Consider the following 16,381-nt stretch of genomic DNA (forward strand, 5'->3'; position numbering starts at 1 on the left):
AAAGTAGAGGCAACTATGGCTATCAAGATTGGTATCAACGGTTTTGGCCGCATTGGCCGCATGGTGTTCCGCGCGTGCGTGCAGAACTTCTCGGACATCGAAGTGGTCGGCATCAACGACCTGCTCGAACCCGACTACCTGGCCTACATGCTCAAGTACGACAGCGTGCATGGCCGCTTTAAGGGCGATGTGGCCGTGAAAGATGGCAACCTGGTGGTGAATGGCAAAACCATCCGCCTGACGCAAGAGCGCGACCCGGCCAATCTGAAGTGGGGCGAAGTCGGTGCCGATGTGGTCATCGAAGCCACCGGCTTGTTCCTGGACGATGCCAGCGCCCGCAAGCACATTGCTGCCGGTGCCAAAAAGGTGCTGATGTCGGCCCCCTCCAAGGACAGCACCCCCATGTTCGTCTTTGGCGTGAACCATGCCACCTACGCCGGCCAGGACATCGTCTCCAACGCCAGCTGCACCACCAACTGCCTGGCCCCCGTGGCCAAGGTGCTGAACGACAAATGGGGCATCAAGCGCGGCCTGATGACCACCGTGCACGCCGCCACTGCCACGCAAAAAACCGTGGACGGCCCCAGCAACAAAGACTGGCGCGGTGGCCGTGGCATTCTGGAAAACATCATCCCCAGCAGCACTGGCGCGGCCAAGGCGGTGGGCGTGGTGATTCCGGCGCTGAACAAAAAGCTCACCGGCATGAGCTTTCGCGTGCCCACCTCCGACGTTTCGGTGGTCGATTTGACCGTCGAGCTGGAAAAAGAAGCTGACTACAAAGACATCTGCGCTGAAATGAAAGCCCAGTCCGAAGGCGCTTTGAAAGGCGTGCTGGCCTACACCGAAGACAAAGTGGTGGCCACCGACTTCCGTGGCGAAAGCTGCACCAGCGTGTTCGACGCTGAAGCCGGCATTGCCCTGGACAAAACCTTCCTGAAAGTCGTGGCCTGGTACGACAACGAATGGGGCTACTCCAACAAGTGCCTGGAAATGGTGCGCGTGATTGCCAAGTAAGCCGGCACCGTGGTCAATATAAAACCATAGCTTGTTGCGCTTGTAAATAAAGGATTTCAACATCAAAACATATTGAAATCCTTATAAGCAAAGCGCTAAAAGATCGCAAAAAAAAGCCAGTGCGCAAGTGCTGGCTTTTTTTATGCGGGTAAACCCCTGGAAATGTCCAAAAAACCCCAAAGATTGACACCATAGAATCCCCTGCGCGACATTGCTGCACTGCAGCAATTTGCTGTGATACCGAGAACAGTCATTCATCCAGGGAGCCCTATGTCCAATCCTTTGTACGAACACATTAAGCGCGATCCGCGCTACACCGAGCTGGTGCAGCGGCGCGGGCGCTTTGCCGCCACGCTGGCGCTGCTGGTGATCGTGGTTTTTTTCAGCTTTGTGCTGCTGGTGGCGTTTGCCCCGCAGGTGATTGCCATCCGCCTGTTTGAGGGGAGCCACCTGACGGTGGGCATCGCGCTGGGCTTTGCGCAGTTTGTCTTTTTCTGCGCCCTGACCTGGGTGTACGTGCGCCGCGCCAATGGCGAATTTGACGTTCTGAACGCACAAATTGTGCAAGATGCCCTGAGGAAAACCGCATGACCCGCTTACGCACGCATTCCTGGCTGCGCAGCGCGGCCGCCGTGGCCCTGCTGGCCACGCCTGCCCTGGCGCTGGCCGCCCCCGACCTGGGCACGGCCCAGAAGCAGCCGCTCAACTGGCACGCCATTGGCATGTTTTTTGTCTTTGTGCTGATGACGCTGGGCATCACCTACTGGGCGGCTGGGCGTTCTAAATCGGCCTCGGACTTCTACACCGCCGGTGGCGGCATCACCGGTAAGCAAAACGGCCTGGCGATTGCCGGTGACTTCATGTCAGCCGCCACGCTGCTGGGCCTGACGGCCATGATCTATGGCGATGGTGTGGATGGCTACATCTACATGGTGGCCTTTTTTGTGGGCTGGCCCATCATCTTGTTTTTGATGGCCGAGCGCCTGCGCAACCTGGGCAAGTTCACCTTTGCCGACATCACTGCCTACCGCCTGAGTCAAGGCCCGGTGCGCACCATGGCGGCCATCAGCTCGCTCACGGTGGTGTGCTTCTACCTGGTGGCGCAAATGGTGGGGGCTGGTCAGCTGATCAAGCTGCTGTTTGGTCTGGACTACAACGTGGCCCTGGTGGTGGTGGGCGTGCTGATGATGGTCTATGTGATCTTTGGCGGCATGGTGGCCACGACTTGGGTTCAGATCATCAAGGCCTGCATGCTGCTGGCCGGTGGCACGGCCATCATGCTGCTGGCGTTTGCGCAGTTTGGCTTTAGCCTGGATACGCTGCTGACCAAGGCCATGGAAGTGCATCGCCTGGGCACCAACATGCTCTCGCCCGGCAAGCTGCTGGCCGATCCGGTCACCGCCCTGTCCATGGGCCTGGGCCTGATGTTTGGTATCGCTGGTCTGCCGCACATTCTGATGCGCTTTTTTACCGTGACCAACGCCCAAGAGGCGCGCAAATCGGTGTTCTACGCCTCGGGCATCATCGCCTTCTTCTTCAACGTGATTGCCATCATGGGCCTGAGCGCCATCGTGCTGGTGGGCACCAACCCCGAGTTTTTTGAGGGTGGCGTGGTCGGCGGCAAGCTGATTGGCGGCGGCAACATGGTGGCGCTGCACCTGGCCAAGGCCGCTGGTGGCAACCTGCTGCTGGGCTTTTTGTCTGCGGTGGCCTTTGCGACGATTTTGGCGGTGGTGGCGGGCTTGGCGTTGGCCGGTGCCTCGGCCATTTCGCACGACCTGTATGCCCGCGTGATCATGAAAGGCAAGGCCAGCGAGTCCAGCGAAATCCGCGTCTCCAAGATCGCCACGCTGGGTCTGGGCGTGGTGGCGGTGCTGCTGGGCATGGCCTTTGAAAAGATGAACGTGGCCTTTATGGTGGCCCTGGCCTTTGGCGTGGCTTCGTGTGCCAACTTCCCCGTGCTGCTCATGTCCATGTACTGGAAGGGGCTGACCACGCGCGGTGCTTTGGTGGGAGGCTACACCGGCTTGATCAGCTCGGTGCTGTTTGTGGTGTTCTCCAAATCGGTCTGGGTGGATGTGCTGGGCAACCCCGCCCCGCTGTTCCCCTACACCCAACCGGCCCTGTTTGCCATGCCGTTGGCTTTCCTGGCGATTTATGTGTTCTCCAAGCTGGACACCAGCGCCCAGGCCCAGGCCGAACGGGCTGCGTTTGACGACCAGTACGTGCGCGCCCAAACCGGCGTAGGGGCGGCCAGCGCTGCGGCGCACTGATCCAGCAGATGGCTGCTGCCCTTGCAAAAGAGCTGCGCGAGCGCAGCTCTTTTTTTATGGCAGGGCTAATTTTTATCGCACTGTCTTGCAGGGAAATGCGAGAAAAACAACTCAATAATGCATTTTAAGAATAGTTGTGATTATAAATAAGGCAATAAATTGACTTTTGCACCATACTGAACCCAATCACCCAAGGTTATGCACCAAACATGTGCAGCTCATGCGCCAGGGGTTTGATAATTCAGCTTCCGCCTTGTCCCTCTGGGCCGTTGCCTGCGCAACGCCGAACGACCCAGAGGAACAAGGCGTTGCTACGTCAGGCTGGGCCTGCAGCGCAGCGTCCGTTGGTTTTATTTTTTGACAGTGAGAAACACACCATGCGCCAAGAAAGCGACTTCCTCGGTTCCAAAGACTTGCCTGATACCGCCTACTGGGGCGTGCACGCGGCCCGTGCGGTGGAGAACTTCCCCATCACCGGCCACAGCGTGGCGCAAATGCCCCACCTGATCCGCGCGTTTGCCTATGTGAAAAAAGCGGCGGCTGCGGCCAACCTGAGCCTGGGCACCATCAATGCCCAGCAGGCCCAGGCCATCGCCCAAGCCTGCGATGACGTGGCCACCGGCATGCTGGATGCGCATTTCGTCGTGGACGTGCTGCAAGGCGGCGCAGGCACTTCGACCAATATGAATGCCAACGAAGTGATTGCCAACCGGGCGCTGGAAATCATCGGCCAACCCAAAGGCGCTTATGACGTGATTCACCCCAATGACCACGTGAACGCTTCGCAATCGACCAACGACACCTACCCCACGGCGGTGAAGCTGGCCACTTACTTTGGCATTCAAGATTTGCTGGCCGCCTTGGCCGCGCTGCGCGGGGCTTTCCAGGTGAAAGCGGAAGAGTTTAAAAATATTCTAAAAATTGGCCGCACCCAGCTGCAAGATGCCGTGCCCATGACCTTGGGCCAAGAATTTACCGCCTTCGCCTCGATGATTGCCGCCGACGAAAAACGCCTGCGCGAATCGGCCAGCTTGCTGTGCGAAATCAACATGGGCGGCACCGCCATTGGCACCGGCATCAACGCCCCCGTGGGCTACGCCGATGTGGTCACCGCCAAGTTGGCCGAGTTTTCCGGTGTGCCCGTCGTCAAAGCCGAGGACATGATTGCCGCCACCGCCGATACCGGGGTATTTGCCGATATTTCGGGCATTTTGAAGCGCATCGCCGTCAAGCTCTCCAAGATCAGCAACGATTTGCGCCTGCTGTCGTCCGGCCCGCAGGCCGGCGTGGGGGACATCAAGCTGCCGGCCCGCCAGGCGGGCTCGTCCATCATGCCCGGCAAGGTCAATCCGGTGATTCCGGAAGTGGTGAGCATTGCCTGCTTTGAAGCCATTGGCAACGATGCCGCCATCACCATGGCCGTCGAAGCTGGGCAATTGCAGCTCAACGCGTTTGAGCCGCTCATGGCCTGGGCCCTGCACAAAAGCCTGCGCCACCTGGCCGCCGCCTGCCGCACGCTGCAAATCAATTGCGTCGAAGGCATCGAGGCCAACACGGTGCTGCTGGATGCGCGCATCAACGAATCGGTCACCCTGGTCACGGCGCTGAACCCGCTGATTGGCTACGAAAAAGCCGCCAAGATTGCCAAAGCCGCCATTGCCACGGGCAAGCCCATTGCCGAGGTGGCCGAAGACCTGGGCATCATGAGCCGGGAGAAAATGCAGGCGCTGCTGGTGGTCGATACGCTGACCGCCCCTGGGGCCCTGCGCGCTAGCTGAGGTCAATTGCTATAAAAAAACAGGCCCTCGCAAGAGGGCCTGTTTGTTTACCGGTGCCTTATGGTTAAGGCTGGGCGGTTGTTTTACACCGTGTCTTCCACCCCGCGAACGCTTTCACGCCCGTTTTTGTCTTTGACTTTGTCAAGGTCGGTTTCTACGGCGCGGCGCAGTTTCTCAAGGGCGGCGGTGAAAGCATCTTTCACCTTCTCGGCCTCGGCATTCACCGCAATGGGTGGACGGCCATTGGCGCGGGTCTCGAGTACGCATTTTTTCCCGGGACCGCCTGTGCCTTTCAGTGCATCGACCTCGGAGAGGAAGACCTCCACGCGCACTACGTATTCTTTCAGGCGGGAGAGCTTGGCATTGATCTCCTCTTGGGCCCATTGCGCCAGGGAGTCACCGCCCTGGATGGAATCGTCGGCATGAACTTGTACTTGCATGCATATCCTCCTTGTGCTTGCTGCACTGCACACCATGGCGCAGTGCCAAAACCGGTGGAGCCTGTGGGATGAGCGGCTTTTCCACCGACCTGGGTACATCCTAAACCCAAAATACCCGGACGCAAGCCATCTTGCAGAAGAATTGCCCTGAGGTGACAAAACCCCTTCCTCGGGTTACAACCAACGCACCGCTTTGCCGGGTTTACCGAATGTCTGCACCTGCTTCTCATCGTTTAAAAATTGGCCTCTCGGCCTGCTTTTCCCATGCCGATGCCACGCGGCCGTTGTTTACGGGCAAAACGCTGCAGTACGTCGAGCAGTCGATTGCCCACTGGATTATGTCCGCCGGGGCCATGGTGGTGATGGTGCCCTGCCCGACCGGAGAAACGGCCAAGGGCGATGTCAGTTTGGCGCATTACGCCGATTGGCTCGATGGCGTGGTCATGCACGGCGGCGCCGATGTGTGGCCCGGCAGCTATGGCGAAGAGCCCCTGCGCCCCGAGTGGTTGGGCGACCGGGTGCGCGATTTGTACGATCTGGCGGTGGTCGAGGCCTTCAGCCAGGCCGGCAAGCCCATTTTTGGCGTGTGCCGGGGCTTGCAACTCATCAACGTGGCGTTTGGCGGCACGCTCTACCAAGATATTTTGACCCAGGTGCCTGGGGCCCAGGTACACCGCAATGCCCATGCCTACGACCGCCACCAGCACGATATTGAGGTGGTGGACGGCTCGCACTTGGCCCGGCTCTATCCCGGCGTGCGCACGGCGCGGGTCAATAGCATCCACCACCAAGCGATTAAGGACGTGGCCCCGGGCTTTGCCGTGGATGCCTGGAGCATGCCCGATGGCATTGCCGAGGCGATTTACCGCCAAAACCGCAGCAAAAGCTATGTGGCTGCGACCCAATGGCACCCAGAGTTTGAAATTGCGGAATGCCCCACGCTCAACAGCCGGCCTTTGCTGGATGATTTTTTGGCCGCCTGTGCCTTGGCCAAGCAGCGCCCGGCCCGCAGCCACAGCCCCTTTCAGATTCGTGACCGGGCGGCCCGTTTGCTGCGGCGGGCCTTGCTGCGCATACGCTAAAATATTGATAGCTGTAACCGCTTCATTCACCAGTGCAAAAGCGCAAAAATACTAAAAAAAATGTTCTCAAAATTTTCCAGCGGGAACAGCGTTCCTTGTTTGGCGAAATTTTGGATTGGATGCTCACGCCCCTGTTATTGCTGTGGCCGCTGAGCTTGGCGCTGACGTGGCTGGTGGCGCAATCCTTGGCCAACAAGCCGTTTGACCGGGCTTTGGAATACAACGCCCATGCCTTGGCCCAGCAGGTGCGCATCGAGTCCGATGGCCGCGTTGGTTTTAACCAAGCTTTGGCGGCCTACGAAGTGCTGCGCACGGACGATGCCGATTTGATGTACTACCAAATCAGCCATCTGGATGGCACCTGGATTGCCGGTGAGCATGACTTTCCCAGTGTGCAGCGCAGCCCCAGCCTGCCCCCCCTGGGGCAAGTGCAGCTGCGCGATGATGAGTTGCGCGGCATCCCCATCCGGATTGCCGCCTTGTGGATTGCGCTGCCCTTGCCCTCGGGGGGGCAGGTGCTGGTGCAAGTGGCAGAAACACGGGAAAAGCGCAGCATGCTGGCCGCTGAAATCATCAAAGGCGTGATGCTGCCGCAATTTGCCATCCTGCCGCTGGCCGTGCTGCTGGTGTGGCTGGCGTTGGCGCGGGGCATTCAGCCCCTGCACCGGCTGGAGGAGCGCATTCGTGCCCGCAAACCCGAGGACCTCTCGCCGCTCAATTCCCGCGCGGTGCCGCAAGAGGTGCTGCCCTTGGTGGAGGCGGTGAACGATTTGCTGCAGCGCTTGAATGAATCGCTGGGCACGCAAAAACGCTTTTTGGCCGATGCGGCGCACCAGCTCAAAACACCTTTGGCCGGGCTGCGCATGCAGGCCGATTTGGCCTTGCGCCTGGATGTGAGCGCCGAGGAGTTAAAGCGCTCTTTGCAGCTCATTGGCCGCTCCAGCATGCGGGCCACGCACACGGTGAACCAATTGCTGGCCCTGGCCCGTGCCGAAGTGGGCAGCGCCAGCTTGCAGCATGAGCCGTGCAATTTGGTCGCGCTGATGGTGACCGTGGTGCAAGAGGTGCTGCCCCTGGCCTCGGCCAAAAATACCGATTTGGGCTACGAGGGGGCCGAGGAGGACGACCCCGGCGTTTGGGTCATGGGCAACCCCACGCTGCTGCAAGAGATGATGAGCAATTTGATTACCAACGCCATCCACTACAGCCCCTCCACCCCCGAGCGCCCGGCCGTGGTGACCGCCCGGGTGCTGCCCGAGCGTTTTAGCGCCCATGTGGTGCTCCAGGTGGAAGACAACGGCCCGGGCATTGGTGCCGAAGAAAAAGAGCTGGTACTGCAGCCCTTTTACCGTGCCCTGGGCAATGAGGCTGATGGCTCAGGCCTGGGCCTGCCCATCGTGCAAGAGATTGCGGCCCAGCATGGGGGGGAGCTGCTCATTTTGGATGCCCACCCAGGGAAAAAGCCGCCGGGCACCTGCATGACGGTGCGCCTGGCCACGATCGAGGCACCCGCCAGCGAAGAAGCGTAGTGTGCCGGCACGGCAATGCATGGCGTTTTAGACCCAGTGCTTAGCTCAGGGCCGCGGCCAAGGTTTCATATTCGGTAACGCTGACTTCTTCGGCACGGCGCTGCAGATCGAAAGCGCCCGAAAAAGATTTTTCATCCAACCAGCGCCCCAAGGTGTTGCGCAAAATTTTTCGACGTTGGCTAAAGGCCACCTGCACCAACTCTTCCAGGACGGCGCGGTTGAGCACGGCCGGGGCGCTGCGCGGCAGCATGCGCACCACGGCGCTATTGACTTTGGGCGGGGGATTGAAACTTTCCGGGGGCACAAACAGTACGTTTTCCATAGCGTAGCGCCATTGCAGCATCACGCTAAGGCGGCCATAGTCACTGGTAGCTGGCGCAGCCACCATGCGGTCTATTACCTCTTTTTGTAGCATGAAGTGCTGGTCTTGCACCGCATCGACATGGTCGAGCAGGTGGAACAAGATGGGGCTGGAAATGTTGTACGGCAGATTGCCCACGACGCGCAGTTTGGGTGCGCCCAGGGTGTGCGCCAAGGCGGTGAAATCGACTTTGAGGACATCGCTTTCCACCACATTCAGGCCCTGGCGGCCACGCAGGCGGGTGGCCAGGTCGCGGTCCAGCTCAATCACGGTCAGTTGCCCCAGGCGCTCAAGCAAGGGCTGGGTCAGGGCCATCAGGCCAGGGCCAATTTCCACCATGGGCTGGCCCGCTTGCGGTGCAATGGCGCGCACGATGTTGTCAATGATGGCCCCATCGACCAGAAAATTCTGGCCAAAGCGCTTGCGGGCGATGTGCTTGGGCTGGCTCACAGGCCGCGTTCCTCGGTGTTGCGGTATTCCACGTAGGCTTGGCTGCGCAGCTCTTGCAGCCAAGTGGCGTAGGCTTTTTCAACTTTTTCTTCGCGCACCACGTTGCGCAGCATTTCGCGCTGTTGGCGGGGGTTCAAGGTGACTTGGCGGCGCTCTTCCAAGGTAATCAAATGCACGCCAAAACGCGAGACGATGGGTTGGCTGATTTCGCCGGGCTGCAGGCGGTTGAGCGCGTCTTCAAACTCGGGCACGAATTGGCCTGGGCTGGACCAGCCCAGATCGCCGCCTTGGGGGGCACTGCCGTCTTGGGAGTACTGCTGGGCCAATTGGGCAAAACTGGCCTGGCCACGCTCAATGCGCTGGCGCAGTTCTTGCAGTTGGGCGGCCGCCTGGGTTTCGGTCAGCTGGGCGGAAGGGCGCAGCAAGATGTGGCGGGCGTGGTTTTGTGTGACCACGCTGGGCACGCCAGCGGTGCGTTTATCGAGCACCACCAAGATATGAAAGCCTGCGGGCGTGCGCAGGGGGCCGACCAGCCCGCCTTCGGGGGTAGTGCCCACGGCTTGCACAAAGGCTTGCGGGTAACGCTCCAGCGGGCGCAGGCCCATTTCGGGTTCGCCCGCGTCGGAATAGCGCTTGGCCGCCGTGGCCAAATCCACGCCATTGCGCAGTGCTTGCACCGCCTGTTCGGCGCGTTGCTCCAGCTCGCGCACCTGGGCGGCGCTGGCGTTTTCAGGCACCGCCACCAGGATGTGGCCCAGGTTGAGCGCTTGCGCTGGGCCTTGGTCGGGGCGCTGGTTTTGTTTGGCCAGGTATTGGTCAATGTCTTGCTCGGTGACTTTGACACGGCTATCGACATCGCGTTCGCGCAGGCGCTGCATCAGCAGCTGGTCGCGAATTTCGCGGCGAAAGCGCGCTTCGCTGATGCCTTGGCGGCGCAATTCAGCCTGCAAGTCCGCGAGTGTGCCCCCGCTTTGCTGGGCCACGTTGGTGACGGCCTGGGTTACGGCCAGGTCATCGACTTGAATGCCCGTTTCCAGGGCATGCTGCACCTGGGCTTTTTCGACAATCAGGCGCTCGAGCACTTCGGGGGCCAGCTGCTCGGGGGTGGGCAGCGTTTGCACGCCTTGGTCTTGCATGGCGCGCAGAACGCGCTCAGTGCGGGTTTGCACATCGTTGCGGGTAATGGGCTCGGAATTGACCACCGCCACAATAAAGTCGGCCGTGCGTGGGCCGGCCACCGGGGTGGGGGTGGCCGATTGTTGCAGGGCGTGCTGCACCTGGGTGGGGGTGGCGGCACCAGTTTTGGCCCCTTTTGCTGTTTTTTCTGCCGGGGCGGCGGTGCTGGCACAGGCCAGGGTCAGGCAGGCAAAGCCCAGAGCAATCTGATGGGGCAGGGTTTTCAAGCAAAGCATCGTGGTGGGCAAAAAGCGGTAAAAGCAAAAGGGGGTTAATCGTAGTTGCTAAAGCGGCTGGGTGCTGCCGGGTTTTGGCTGCGCAGACTTTGGTAGCCGGGCACATGTTCTTGCAGGCTGGACAAGGGGTCGGCCCCCAGGCTCAGGCGCGAGAAGCCAACAAACTCTAGCTGAAACAGCAGGCGCGTATTGGCCTGGGTGAGGCTGCTTTGCAGGCGCTCAATGACCACGCGGCCAATCCAGCAGCAGCTGTCGTATTCAAAACCGACCACGGTGTCCACCAGTTTTTTGTCGTGCAGGCTGTAGTTCAAGCGGCCTACGCTAAACCAGCGGCCTTTGGGGGCGGCGCTGGGGTTGGTGGTAAAGGCTTGGGCGGCGGCGTTCAGTGGCCATTGCCAGCCCAGGTCGATTTGCTCGCTGCCCTGGTTGGCAATTTGGGCAGCATTTTGGCGCTGGTAGCGGTAGGCGGCACTGATGACTTTGAAGGGCTCGGGGCTGTAGCGCCCCGTCAGGGCCGAGCGGGTGGTGCGCTGAAGATCGCGGTTGTACTGCACGGTGGCATCGGTGGCCCAGCGGCGGCCCCACTTCACGCCCGCGCCAACCAACAGATCGGACCAGCCTTTTTGCCCCGCGGGGTCGTAGCCCAGCGTGGTGCGCTGGTCGGCCAGGCGCAGGCGTTGTGCGATGCCAAAGCGGGCTACTTCGGCCCCGGTGTCGGTTTGCAGGTAGCGGGTGGTCAGGCCGACGGTGACCATGTGGTTGTCGGCAATGCGATCGTGGCCGGTGTAGCTGTTTTCGCTGTAGATGCTGGTCAGATTGAAGTCGGACAGTGCCGCGTCGTACAGCGGCAGCATGGATTGGTCGCGGTAGGGCGTGTAGGTGTAGAAGGCCCGGGGTTCGAGTGTTTGCACGTAGTTGCGGCCGCGCACCTGGGTGGGGCGCTCAAAAATCAAACCACTATCGACGCTGACCGTCGGGACCATGAGCGAGCGGCTGCTGGGCCGGCCCGGTTGCGCGTTGTCAAAGCGGTAGTTGGCCGCCTGCATTTTGAGCTTGGGCGTGACAAAACTACCGGGGCGCAGAAAGGGGCGGGCCACTTGCGCCGTGAAGTAGCTGCGCTGGCCGTTGTCGGGGTGCTGGCGCTCGTCGATGGTGCGGGCGCGGTAGCGGGTGGTGTCGGCCTCTAAGCTCCAGTCCAGCCCCAGCGGGGCATGCAGGGCCTGTGGGCTGTAGCGCCATTGCAACTGGGGCAGGCGGTCAAACGGCGGGGCGATGGGCGAGTCCACGTCCTGCAGGGTTTGCCATTTTTGCGCCCGTGCCAGCAGGCTGTGGCCATCGCGGCCCCAGGACAGGGTGCCGTAGCTTTCAACCAGGCGTTCGTTGATTAGGTTGTTGCGGTTGGGCAGAGAAAAGTCACGCCAATAGTCGTTGTCGCTGACGCGGTGGATTTTCCAATCGGCCTGCAAGCCGGGCAGCAGGGACGCTAAATGGGCCTGGTTGCGCCACGCCACCGACCAGCGATCGCGCTGGCGCAGGCGGTCGTTGGCCATGTGGTTGAGGGTGAGGTCGCCGCTGAAGTCCCGCTCCAGGTAGCGAAATTCAGCCCCCAGATTCACCCCGCGCTTGCTCATGAGGGTGGGGGTGAGGGTGGCATCGCGGTTGGGGGCAATGTTCCAGTAGTAGGGCAGGCTCACTTCAAAACCGCTGACGCTGTCGATGCCAATGGTGGGCGGCAGCAGGCCGGATTTGCGCTTGTCCGATAGCGGAAAGCTCACCCGTGGTACGGGCAAGAGGGGAATGCCTTTGAATTTCAGCACGCCCCCGTGGGCCACGCCGGTATCGGTGGCGCGGTCCAGTTCGATGCGCTGGGCCTGCAGCACCCAGTCGGGGGCCCAGCTGTCGCTGTCATCGCGCTGGCAGGTGGTGTAGGTGGCCTGGTGGATGGTCGAGCGCTCGCGGCTGAGAAACTCGACGCGCTGGGCATCGCCATGGCCCTGGGTATCGAGAAATTGGTAGGACGCTTCGGTGAAGTCGCCCTGAAAGGCATCGACTTGCAGTTTGAGCTGGGCACCCTGGTAAATATTGCCGCCCCGGTTGATGTGGACGTTGCCCTGGGCGGTGACGGTGTCGTCGGCCAGGGTGTATTGCGCCTCGTCGGCGCGGATGACGGTGTCGCCCCGGCGCAGCTGCACATGGCCTTTCAATCGGGCGCGGATGTCGGTTTGGCCCTCAAAGTGATCGGCTTGCACATAGGTGGGCAGCTGGCCACGGGTTTCTGGGGGGAGTGTTTCCTGCAGCCGGGGGCTGGCTTTGAGCTGGGGCGGGGGCAGGGGAGCATCCCAAGTGCTGGCCTGGGCGGTCAGGGCAGCGGCCGCTGCGCAAGCCACGGCGGTGCGGCGCAGGTGGCGGCGCACAGAACGCTCAGGAGGCTGGGGGCGTGGACGAACAAGCACGGTGGGGAAAATGGTGAACAACGGTGGGAGGCGATCGTGGAGGCGGCCGGGCTGCGCCCAGGGCGCAAAGTGGGTTTGTAGAATGCCGATTATCCATGAGCACTACCACCCTCCCCCTTCAAAATCACTCCCCCGCCGTTGTTTGGGCGGATTCGCAACGCGCCAGCGCTTTTGCGGCTTGGCTGCAGCGCATTGCGCCGGCCCAAGATTTGCGGCCCGACACGCTGCGCCTGGCCTCGGCCGATGCCAGTTTTCGGCGCTATCTGCGCATTGATACGGGCGCAGGCACCAGCCGCATCGTCATGGATGCACCGCCCGATAAAGAAAACTGCCGCCCCTTTGTGCAGGTGCAGCAACTGCTGCAGGCCGCCGGTTTGCGCGTGCCCGAAATTTTCGATTGGGACGAGGCCCAGGGCTTCATGCTGCTCTCGGATGTGGGCACGCAAACCCTGATCGACATTCTGGACGAGCAGCAGCCCCAAGAGGCCCAGGCCTGGTACCGCCACGCCAGCGATTTGCTCTTGCCCTGGCAGCTGTCCTCGCGCCCCGATGTTTTGCCGGCGTACGACGAGGCCCTGCTGCGCCGCGAGCTGCAACTGTTCCCCGATTGGTACATCGCCCAGCATCGCCAGTACACGCTGGATGACCAGCAAAGCGCCACCCTGGCCCAGGCGTTTGAGCGCATCGTGGCGGAAAACCTGGCCGCGCCCAGCGTATTTGTCCACCGCGACTTTATGACGCGCAACCTCATGGTGCCCACCGACCCGCGCACCCAACCGCTGGCCGTGCTTGATTTTCAGGACGCGGTGTACGGCCCCATCACCTACGACATTGCCAGCCTGCTGCGTGATGCCTTTATCAGCTGGGACGAGGATTTTGTTATCGACATCACCGTGCGCTACTGGGAAAAAGCCCGCAAGGCCGGCCTGGTGGGCGCAACCAGTGCCAGCGGCTGGGGCGCAGACTTTGGCGAGTTTTACCGCGCTGTTGAATGGATGGGCCTGCAGCGCCACCTGAAAGTGGCCGGCATTTTTGCCCGGCTGACGCTGCGCGACGGCAAGCCCAAATACCTGCAGGACGCGCCGCGCTTTATCCACTACCTGCGCAGCACCTGCAGCCGCTACCGCGAGCTGGGCCCGCTGCTGCGCTTGATTGACCAGATTGAAAATATCCAGCCGCAAGTGGGCTACGCCTACGGCAGGGTTTAAATTAAATAGCTATTTGCGCTTGCAAATAAAGCATTTAACTATATAAACATCATTAAAACGATGAAATACAAGCGGTAAACGCTCCTTTTTTATATGCCCCGCTTTCATTGCCCCTTGCCTTTGGTCGCTGGTGCCCAGTTCGACCTGCCTGCGGGTGCCGCCCGCCATGTGCAAGTGTTGCGCTTGCAGCCTGGCGATGCCATCACCTTGTTCAACGGCGCCGCTGCCCACGGCCAATGGCAAGCGCAGATTGTCGAAATGGGCCGCAGCCATGTGCAAGTGCGCCTGGTGGCACACGAGGCGCTGGAGTGCGAGCACCGCCGCCCGGTGCATTTGCTGGCCGGCATCACTGCCAACGAGCGCATGGATTGGCTGGTAGAAAAAGCCACCGAGCTGGGCGCGGCCAGCCTCACCCCGCTGCTGGCCGAGCGCAGCGTGCTCAAACTCAAAGGCGAGCGCGGCGAGAAAAAACGCGACCATTGGCAGGCCGTGGCCGTGGCCGCCTGCGAGCAGTGCGGGCGCAACCAGGTGCCGGTGATTCACCCGGCGGTCACGCTGGCGCAGTGGCTGGCCGCCCACCCGCAGCCGCCGCATGAAAGCCGCGCTGTGCTGTCGCTGGCCGCAGGCAGTCGGCCCTTGCTGCAAGCGGTGCCAGCGGGAGCGGGGTCGGTGGTGGTGCTCTCTGGCCCCGAAGGCGGTTTAAGCCCGCAAGAAGAAGCCGCCGCCTTGGCCGCAGGCTTTGCCCCGATTACGCTCGGCCCCCGCGTGCTGCGGGCCGAAACTGCGCCCTTGGCGGCGCTGGCCTTGCTCGATCAGGGGTAAGCGCCGCCCCGGGCTGGCGGGGCAGTGCCAGCGGCCCACCCTGTCACGTGTTTTGCTTATGGGCGCTGCAACTGGCTGCCCACCGGCAGGGCAAAGCCGCGCAAAAAATCGCCCGCCGCCAGGCGTTTGCCCCCGGCGCGTTGCAACTGCGTCAGGCACAAAACGCCGCTGCCACAGGCCACGACCACGCCGTGCGCATCGGCGGCCAGCACTTGGCCGGGCGGGGCGTTGTGGGCTTGCGCTTGGGCGTGTGCTTGCCAGATTTTTAAGGTCTCGCCGCTGTACTGCGCCGCGCCACCCGGAAACGGGGTGAAGGCGCGGATTTTGCGCTCCAGCACCTGGGCGCTGTGCGACCAGTCCAGCCAGGCCTCGTCCTTGGCAATTTTGTGGGCGTAGGTGATGCCGTCCAGGGGCTGGGGCGTTTGCGGCAAGGGGGCGGTTTGCGCTTGCGTGAGGGCTTGCACAATCATCTCGGCCCCCAGCGCGGCCAGTTTGTCGTGCAGACTGGCCGTGGTGTCATCGGGGGCGATGGGCAGGCGCTCGACCAGGCACATGGCACCGGTATCCAGGCCTGCATCCATTTGCATGATGGTCACGCCGGTGTGGGCATCGCCCGCTTCAATGGCCCGGTGGATGGGCGCGGCACCGCGCCAGCGCGGCAGCAAGCTGGCGTGGATGTTCAGGCAGCCCAGCCGGGGCAAATCCAGCACCCATTGCGGCAGCAGCAAGCCATAGGCGGCCACCACCAGCACATCAAGCTGGGCGGCCTGCAAGGCGGCTTGGCCCGCTTGGGCCTCATCCGGATACTTACCATCCAAGCGCAGACTGCGCGGTTGGGCCACGGGGATGGCGTGGGCGAGGGCGGTGTGCTTCACGGCCGAGGCTTGCAACTGCAGGCCGCGCCCGGCCGGGCGATCGGGTTGGGTGAGCACCAAGGGCACGGTAAAACCGGCCGCCACAATGCGCTCTAACGCGGTGCTGGCAAATTCCGGCGTACCGGCAAAACCGACCCTCATGCTTTGGCCGCTTCTTTTTGTTGCTTGATCAGCTTGGTTTTGATGCGGTTGCGCTTGAGTGGCGAGAGGTATTCGACAAACACCTTGCCCATCAGGTGGTCCATCTCGTGCTGAATGCAAATGGCCAGCAGCTCTGTGGCGGCAATGTCGCGGCTGACACCGTTTTCGTCCAGCGCCCGCACGGTGACGGCGCTGTGGCGCTCGACCCCGTCGTAAATGCCGGGCACGGACAGGCAGCCTTCTTCATTGATCTGCGTTTCCTCGCTGGCCCAAATGATTTCGGGGTTGATTAGCACCAGCGGCTGGTCGCGCTCTTGCGAAACGTCGATGACGATGAGCCGCTCGTGAAAATCCACTTGCGTGGCCGCCAAGCCAATGCCGTGCGCGTCGTACATGGTCTCGAACATGTCGGCAATTTGCGCACGGATGCGCGCATCAACCTGGGCCACGGGGGTTGCGACTTTGTGCAAGCGCGGATCGGGATACGAAAGAATAGGGAGCAGTGCCATAACAGTTTCAAACAAATACTGTCGTTATTTTGGC

14 protein-coding genes are annotated in these 16,381 nt (G+C 61.6%); 8 read left to right on the forward strand and 6 right to left on the reverse strand.

Annotated elements, in window-relative coordinates; all coding sequences use genetic code 11:
• The first annotated feature begins 15 nt into the window (after positions 1–15).
• The 4 genes from gap to ACFO24_RS03975 all read left to right on the forward strand — a co-directional run bounded on the left by gap (position 16) and on the right by ACFO24_RS03975 (position 5,065).
• On the forward strand, positions 16–1,014 hold the full coding sequence (gene gap / locus ACFO24_RS03960) for a type I glyceraldehyde-3-phosphate dehydrogenase (protein ID WP_377736940.1): 999 nt from the start codon (positions 16–18) through the stop codon (positions 1,012–1,014).
• A 270-nt stretch (positions 1,015–1,284) separates the two neighbouring features.
• Entirely contained in the window at positions 1,285–1,605 is a 321-nt protein-coding gene (locus tag ACFO24_RS03965) for a DUF485 domain-containing protein (RefSeq protein WP_207575464.1), read from the forward strand.
• Positions 1,602–3,287, forward strand: coding sequence for a cation acetate symporter (locus ACFO24_RS03970; RefSeq protein ID WP_377736942.1), 1,686 nt, complete (start codon positions 1,602–1,604; stop codon positions 3,285–3,287). The genes ACFO24_RS03965 and ACFO24_RS03970 overlap by 4 nt, the downstream gene beginning before the upstream one ends.
• A gap of 377 nt (positions 3,288–3,664) precedes the next feature.
• Complete coding sequence (locus ACFO24_RS03975; RefSeq protein ID WP_377736944.1) at positions 3,665–5,065, forward strand: aspartate ammonia-lyase; 1,401 nt, start codon at positions 3,665–3,667, stop codon at positions 5,063–5,065.
• 83 nt (positions 5,066–5,148) lie between these two features.
• Here the strand turns inward: ACFO24_RS03975 and ACFO24_RS03980 are convergent, their stop codons facing one another.
• On the reverse strand, positions 5,149–5,505 hold the full coding sequence (locus ACFO24_RS03980) for an HPF/RaiA family ribosome-associated protein (RefSeq protein WP_377736945.1): 357 nt from the start codon (positions 5,503–5,505) through the stop codon (positions 5,149–5,151).
• Between the two features lie 209 nt (positions 5,506–5,714).
• On the opposite strand from ACFO24_RS03980, the gene ACFO24_RS03985 reads away from it, so the two are divergent.
• Positions 5,715–6,587: a gamma-glutamyl-gamma-aminobutyrate hydrolase family protein gene (locus tag ACFO24_RS03985; protein WP_207575468.1), complete on the forward strand. Its 873-nt coding sequence runs from the start codon at positions 5,715–5,717 to the stop codon at positions 6,585–6,587.
• Positions 6,588–6,706: 119 nt separating this feature from the next.
• Complete coding sequence (locus ACFO24_RS03990; protein ID WP_377736970.1) at positions 6,707–8,116, forward strand: sensor histidine kinase; 1,410 nt, start codon at positions 6,707–6,709, stop codon at positions 8,114–8,116.
• A gap of 40 nt (positions 8,117–8,156) precedes the next feature.
• Here the strand turns inward: ACFO24_RS03990 and rsmA are convergent, their stop codons facing one another.
• Genes rsmA through ACFO24_RS04005 form a run of 3 tightly spaced genes read right to left on the reverse strand, consistent with a single transcriptional unit; the run spans position 8,157 to position 12,792 of the window.
• Positions 8,157–8,927 (reverse strand): 16S rRNA (adenine(1518)-N(6)/adenine(1519)-N(6))-dimethyltransferase RsmA, encoded by a 771-nt coding sequence (rsmA, locus tag ACFO24_RS03995; RefSeq protein ID WP_377736947.1) that lies wholly within the window; start codon positions 8,925–8,927, stop codon positions 8,157–8,159.
• Complete coding sequence (locus tag ACFO24_RS04000) at positions 8,924–10,339, reverse strand: peptidylprolyl isomerase (protein ID WP_377736948.1); 1,416 nt, start codon at positions 10,337–10,339, stop codon at positions 8,924–8,926. Before ACFO24_RS04000 ends, rsmA begins: the two co-directional genes overlap by 4 nt.
• A gap of 35 nt (positions 10,340–10,374) precedes the next feature.
• Entirely contained in the window at positions 10,375–12,792 is a 2,418-nt protein-coding gene (locus ACFO24_RS04005; RefSeq protein ID WP_377736950.1) for an LPS-assembly protein LptD, read from the reverse strand.
• 95 nt (positions 12,793–12,887) lie between these two features.
• Between ACFO24_RS04005 and ACFO24_RS04010 the strand changes: the two genes are divergently transcribed.
• Together ACFO24_RS04010 and ACFO24_RS04015 are read left to right on the forward strand one after the other, a co-directional pair.
• A complete protein-coding gene (locus ACFO24_RS04010) occupies positions 12,888–14,000 on the forward strand; it encodes an aminoglycoside phosphotransferase family protein (protein ID WP_377736952.1) in 1,113 nt (370 codons plus the stop codon).
• Between the two features lie 93 nt (positions 14,001–14,093).
• Positions 14,094–14,822, forward strand: coding sequence for a 16S rRNA (uracil(1498)-N(3))-methyltransferase (locus ACFO24_RS04015; RefSeq protein WP_377736953.1), 729 nt, complete (start codon positions 14,094–14,096; stop codon positions 14,820–14,822).
• Positions 14,823–14,878: 56 nt separating this feature from the next.
• Here ACFO24_RS04015 and fmt read toward each other — a convergent pair whose 3' ends face one another.
• Both fmt and def read right to left on the reverse strand, forming a co-directional pair.
• Positions 14,879–15,838 (reverse strand): methionyl-tRNA formyltransferase, encoded by a 960-nt coding sequence (gene fmt, locus ACFO24_RS04020; protein WP_377736955.1) that lies wholly within the window; start codon positions 15,836–15,838, stop codon positions 14,879–14,881.
• Complete coding sequence (gene def, locus ACFO24_RS04025) at positions 15,835–16,347, reverse strand: peptide deformylase (RefSeq protein WP_377736957.1); 513 nt, start codon at positions 16,345–16,347, stop codon at positions 15,835–15,837. The genes fmt and def overlap by 4 nt, the downstream gene beginning before the upstream one ends.
• Positions 16,348–16,381 lie beyond the last annotated feature (34 nt).

Source organism: Comamonas denitrificans (assembly GCF_042654745.1).
Lineage (GTDB): Bacteria > Pseudomonadota > Gammaproteobacteria > Burkholderiales > Burkholderiaceae_C > Comamonas > Comamonas denitrificans.

Coding starts and splice junctions, on each gene's coding strand:
- gap (WP_377736940.1), top strand. CDS start 16: ATGGCTATCAAGATTGGTATCAACGGTTTTGGCCGCATTGGCCGCATG.
- ACFO24_RS03965 (WP_207575464.1), top strand. CDS start 1,285: ATGTCCAATCCTTTGTACGAACACATTAAGCGCGATCCGCGCTACACC.
- ACFO24_RS03970 (WP_377736942.1), top strand. CDS start 1,602: ATGACCCGCTTACGCACGCATTCCTGGCTGCGCAGCGCGGCCGCCGTG.
- ACFO24_RS03975 (WP_377736944.1), top strand. CDS start 3,665: ATGCGCCAAGAAAGCGACTTCCTCGGTTCCAAAGACTTGCCTGATACC.
- ACFO24_RS03980 (WP_377736945.1), bottom strand. CDS start 5,505: ATGCAAGTACAAGTTCATGCCGACGATTCCATCCAGGGCGGTGACTCC.
- ACFO24_RS03985 (WP_207575468.1), top strand. CDS start 5,715: ATGTCTGCACCTGCTTCTCATCGTTTAAAAATTGGCCTCTCGGCCTGC.
- ACFO24_RS03990 (WP_377736970.1), top strand. CDS start 6,707: ATGCTCACGCCCCTGTTATTGCTGTGGCCGCTGAGCTTGGCGCTGACG.
- ACFO24_RS04000 (WP_377736948.1), bottom strand. CDS start 10,339: ATGCTTTGCTTGAAAACCCTGCCCCATCAGATTGCTCTGGGCTTTGCC.
- ACFO24_RS04010 (WP_377736952.1), top strand. CDS start 12,888: ATGAGCACTACCACCCTCCCCCTTCAAAATCACTCCCCCGCCGTTGTT.
- ACFO24_RS04015 (WP_377736953.1), top strand. CDS start 14,094: ATGCCCCGCTTTCATTGCCCCTTGCCTTTGGTCGCTGGTGCCCAGTTC.
- fmt (WP_377736955.1), bottom strand. CDS start 15,838: ATGAGGGTCGGTTTTGCCGGTACGCCGGAATTTGCCAGCACCGCGTTA.
- def (WP_377736957.1), bottom strand. CDS start 16,347: ATGGCACTGCTCCCTATTCTTTCGTATCCCGATCCGCGCTTGCACAAA.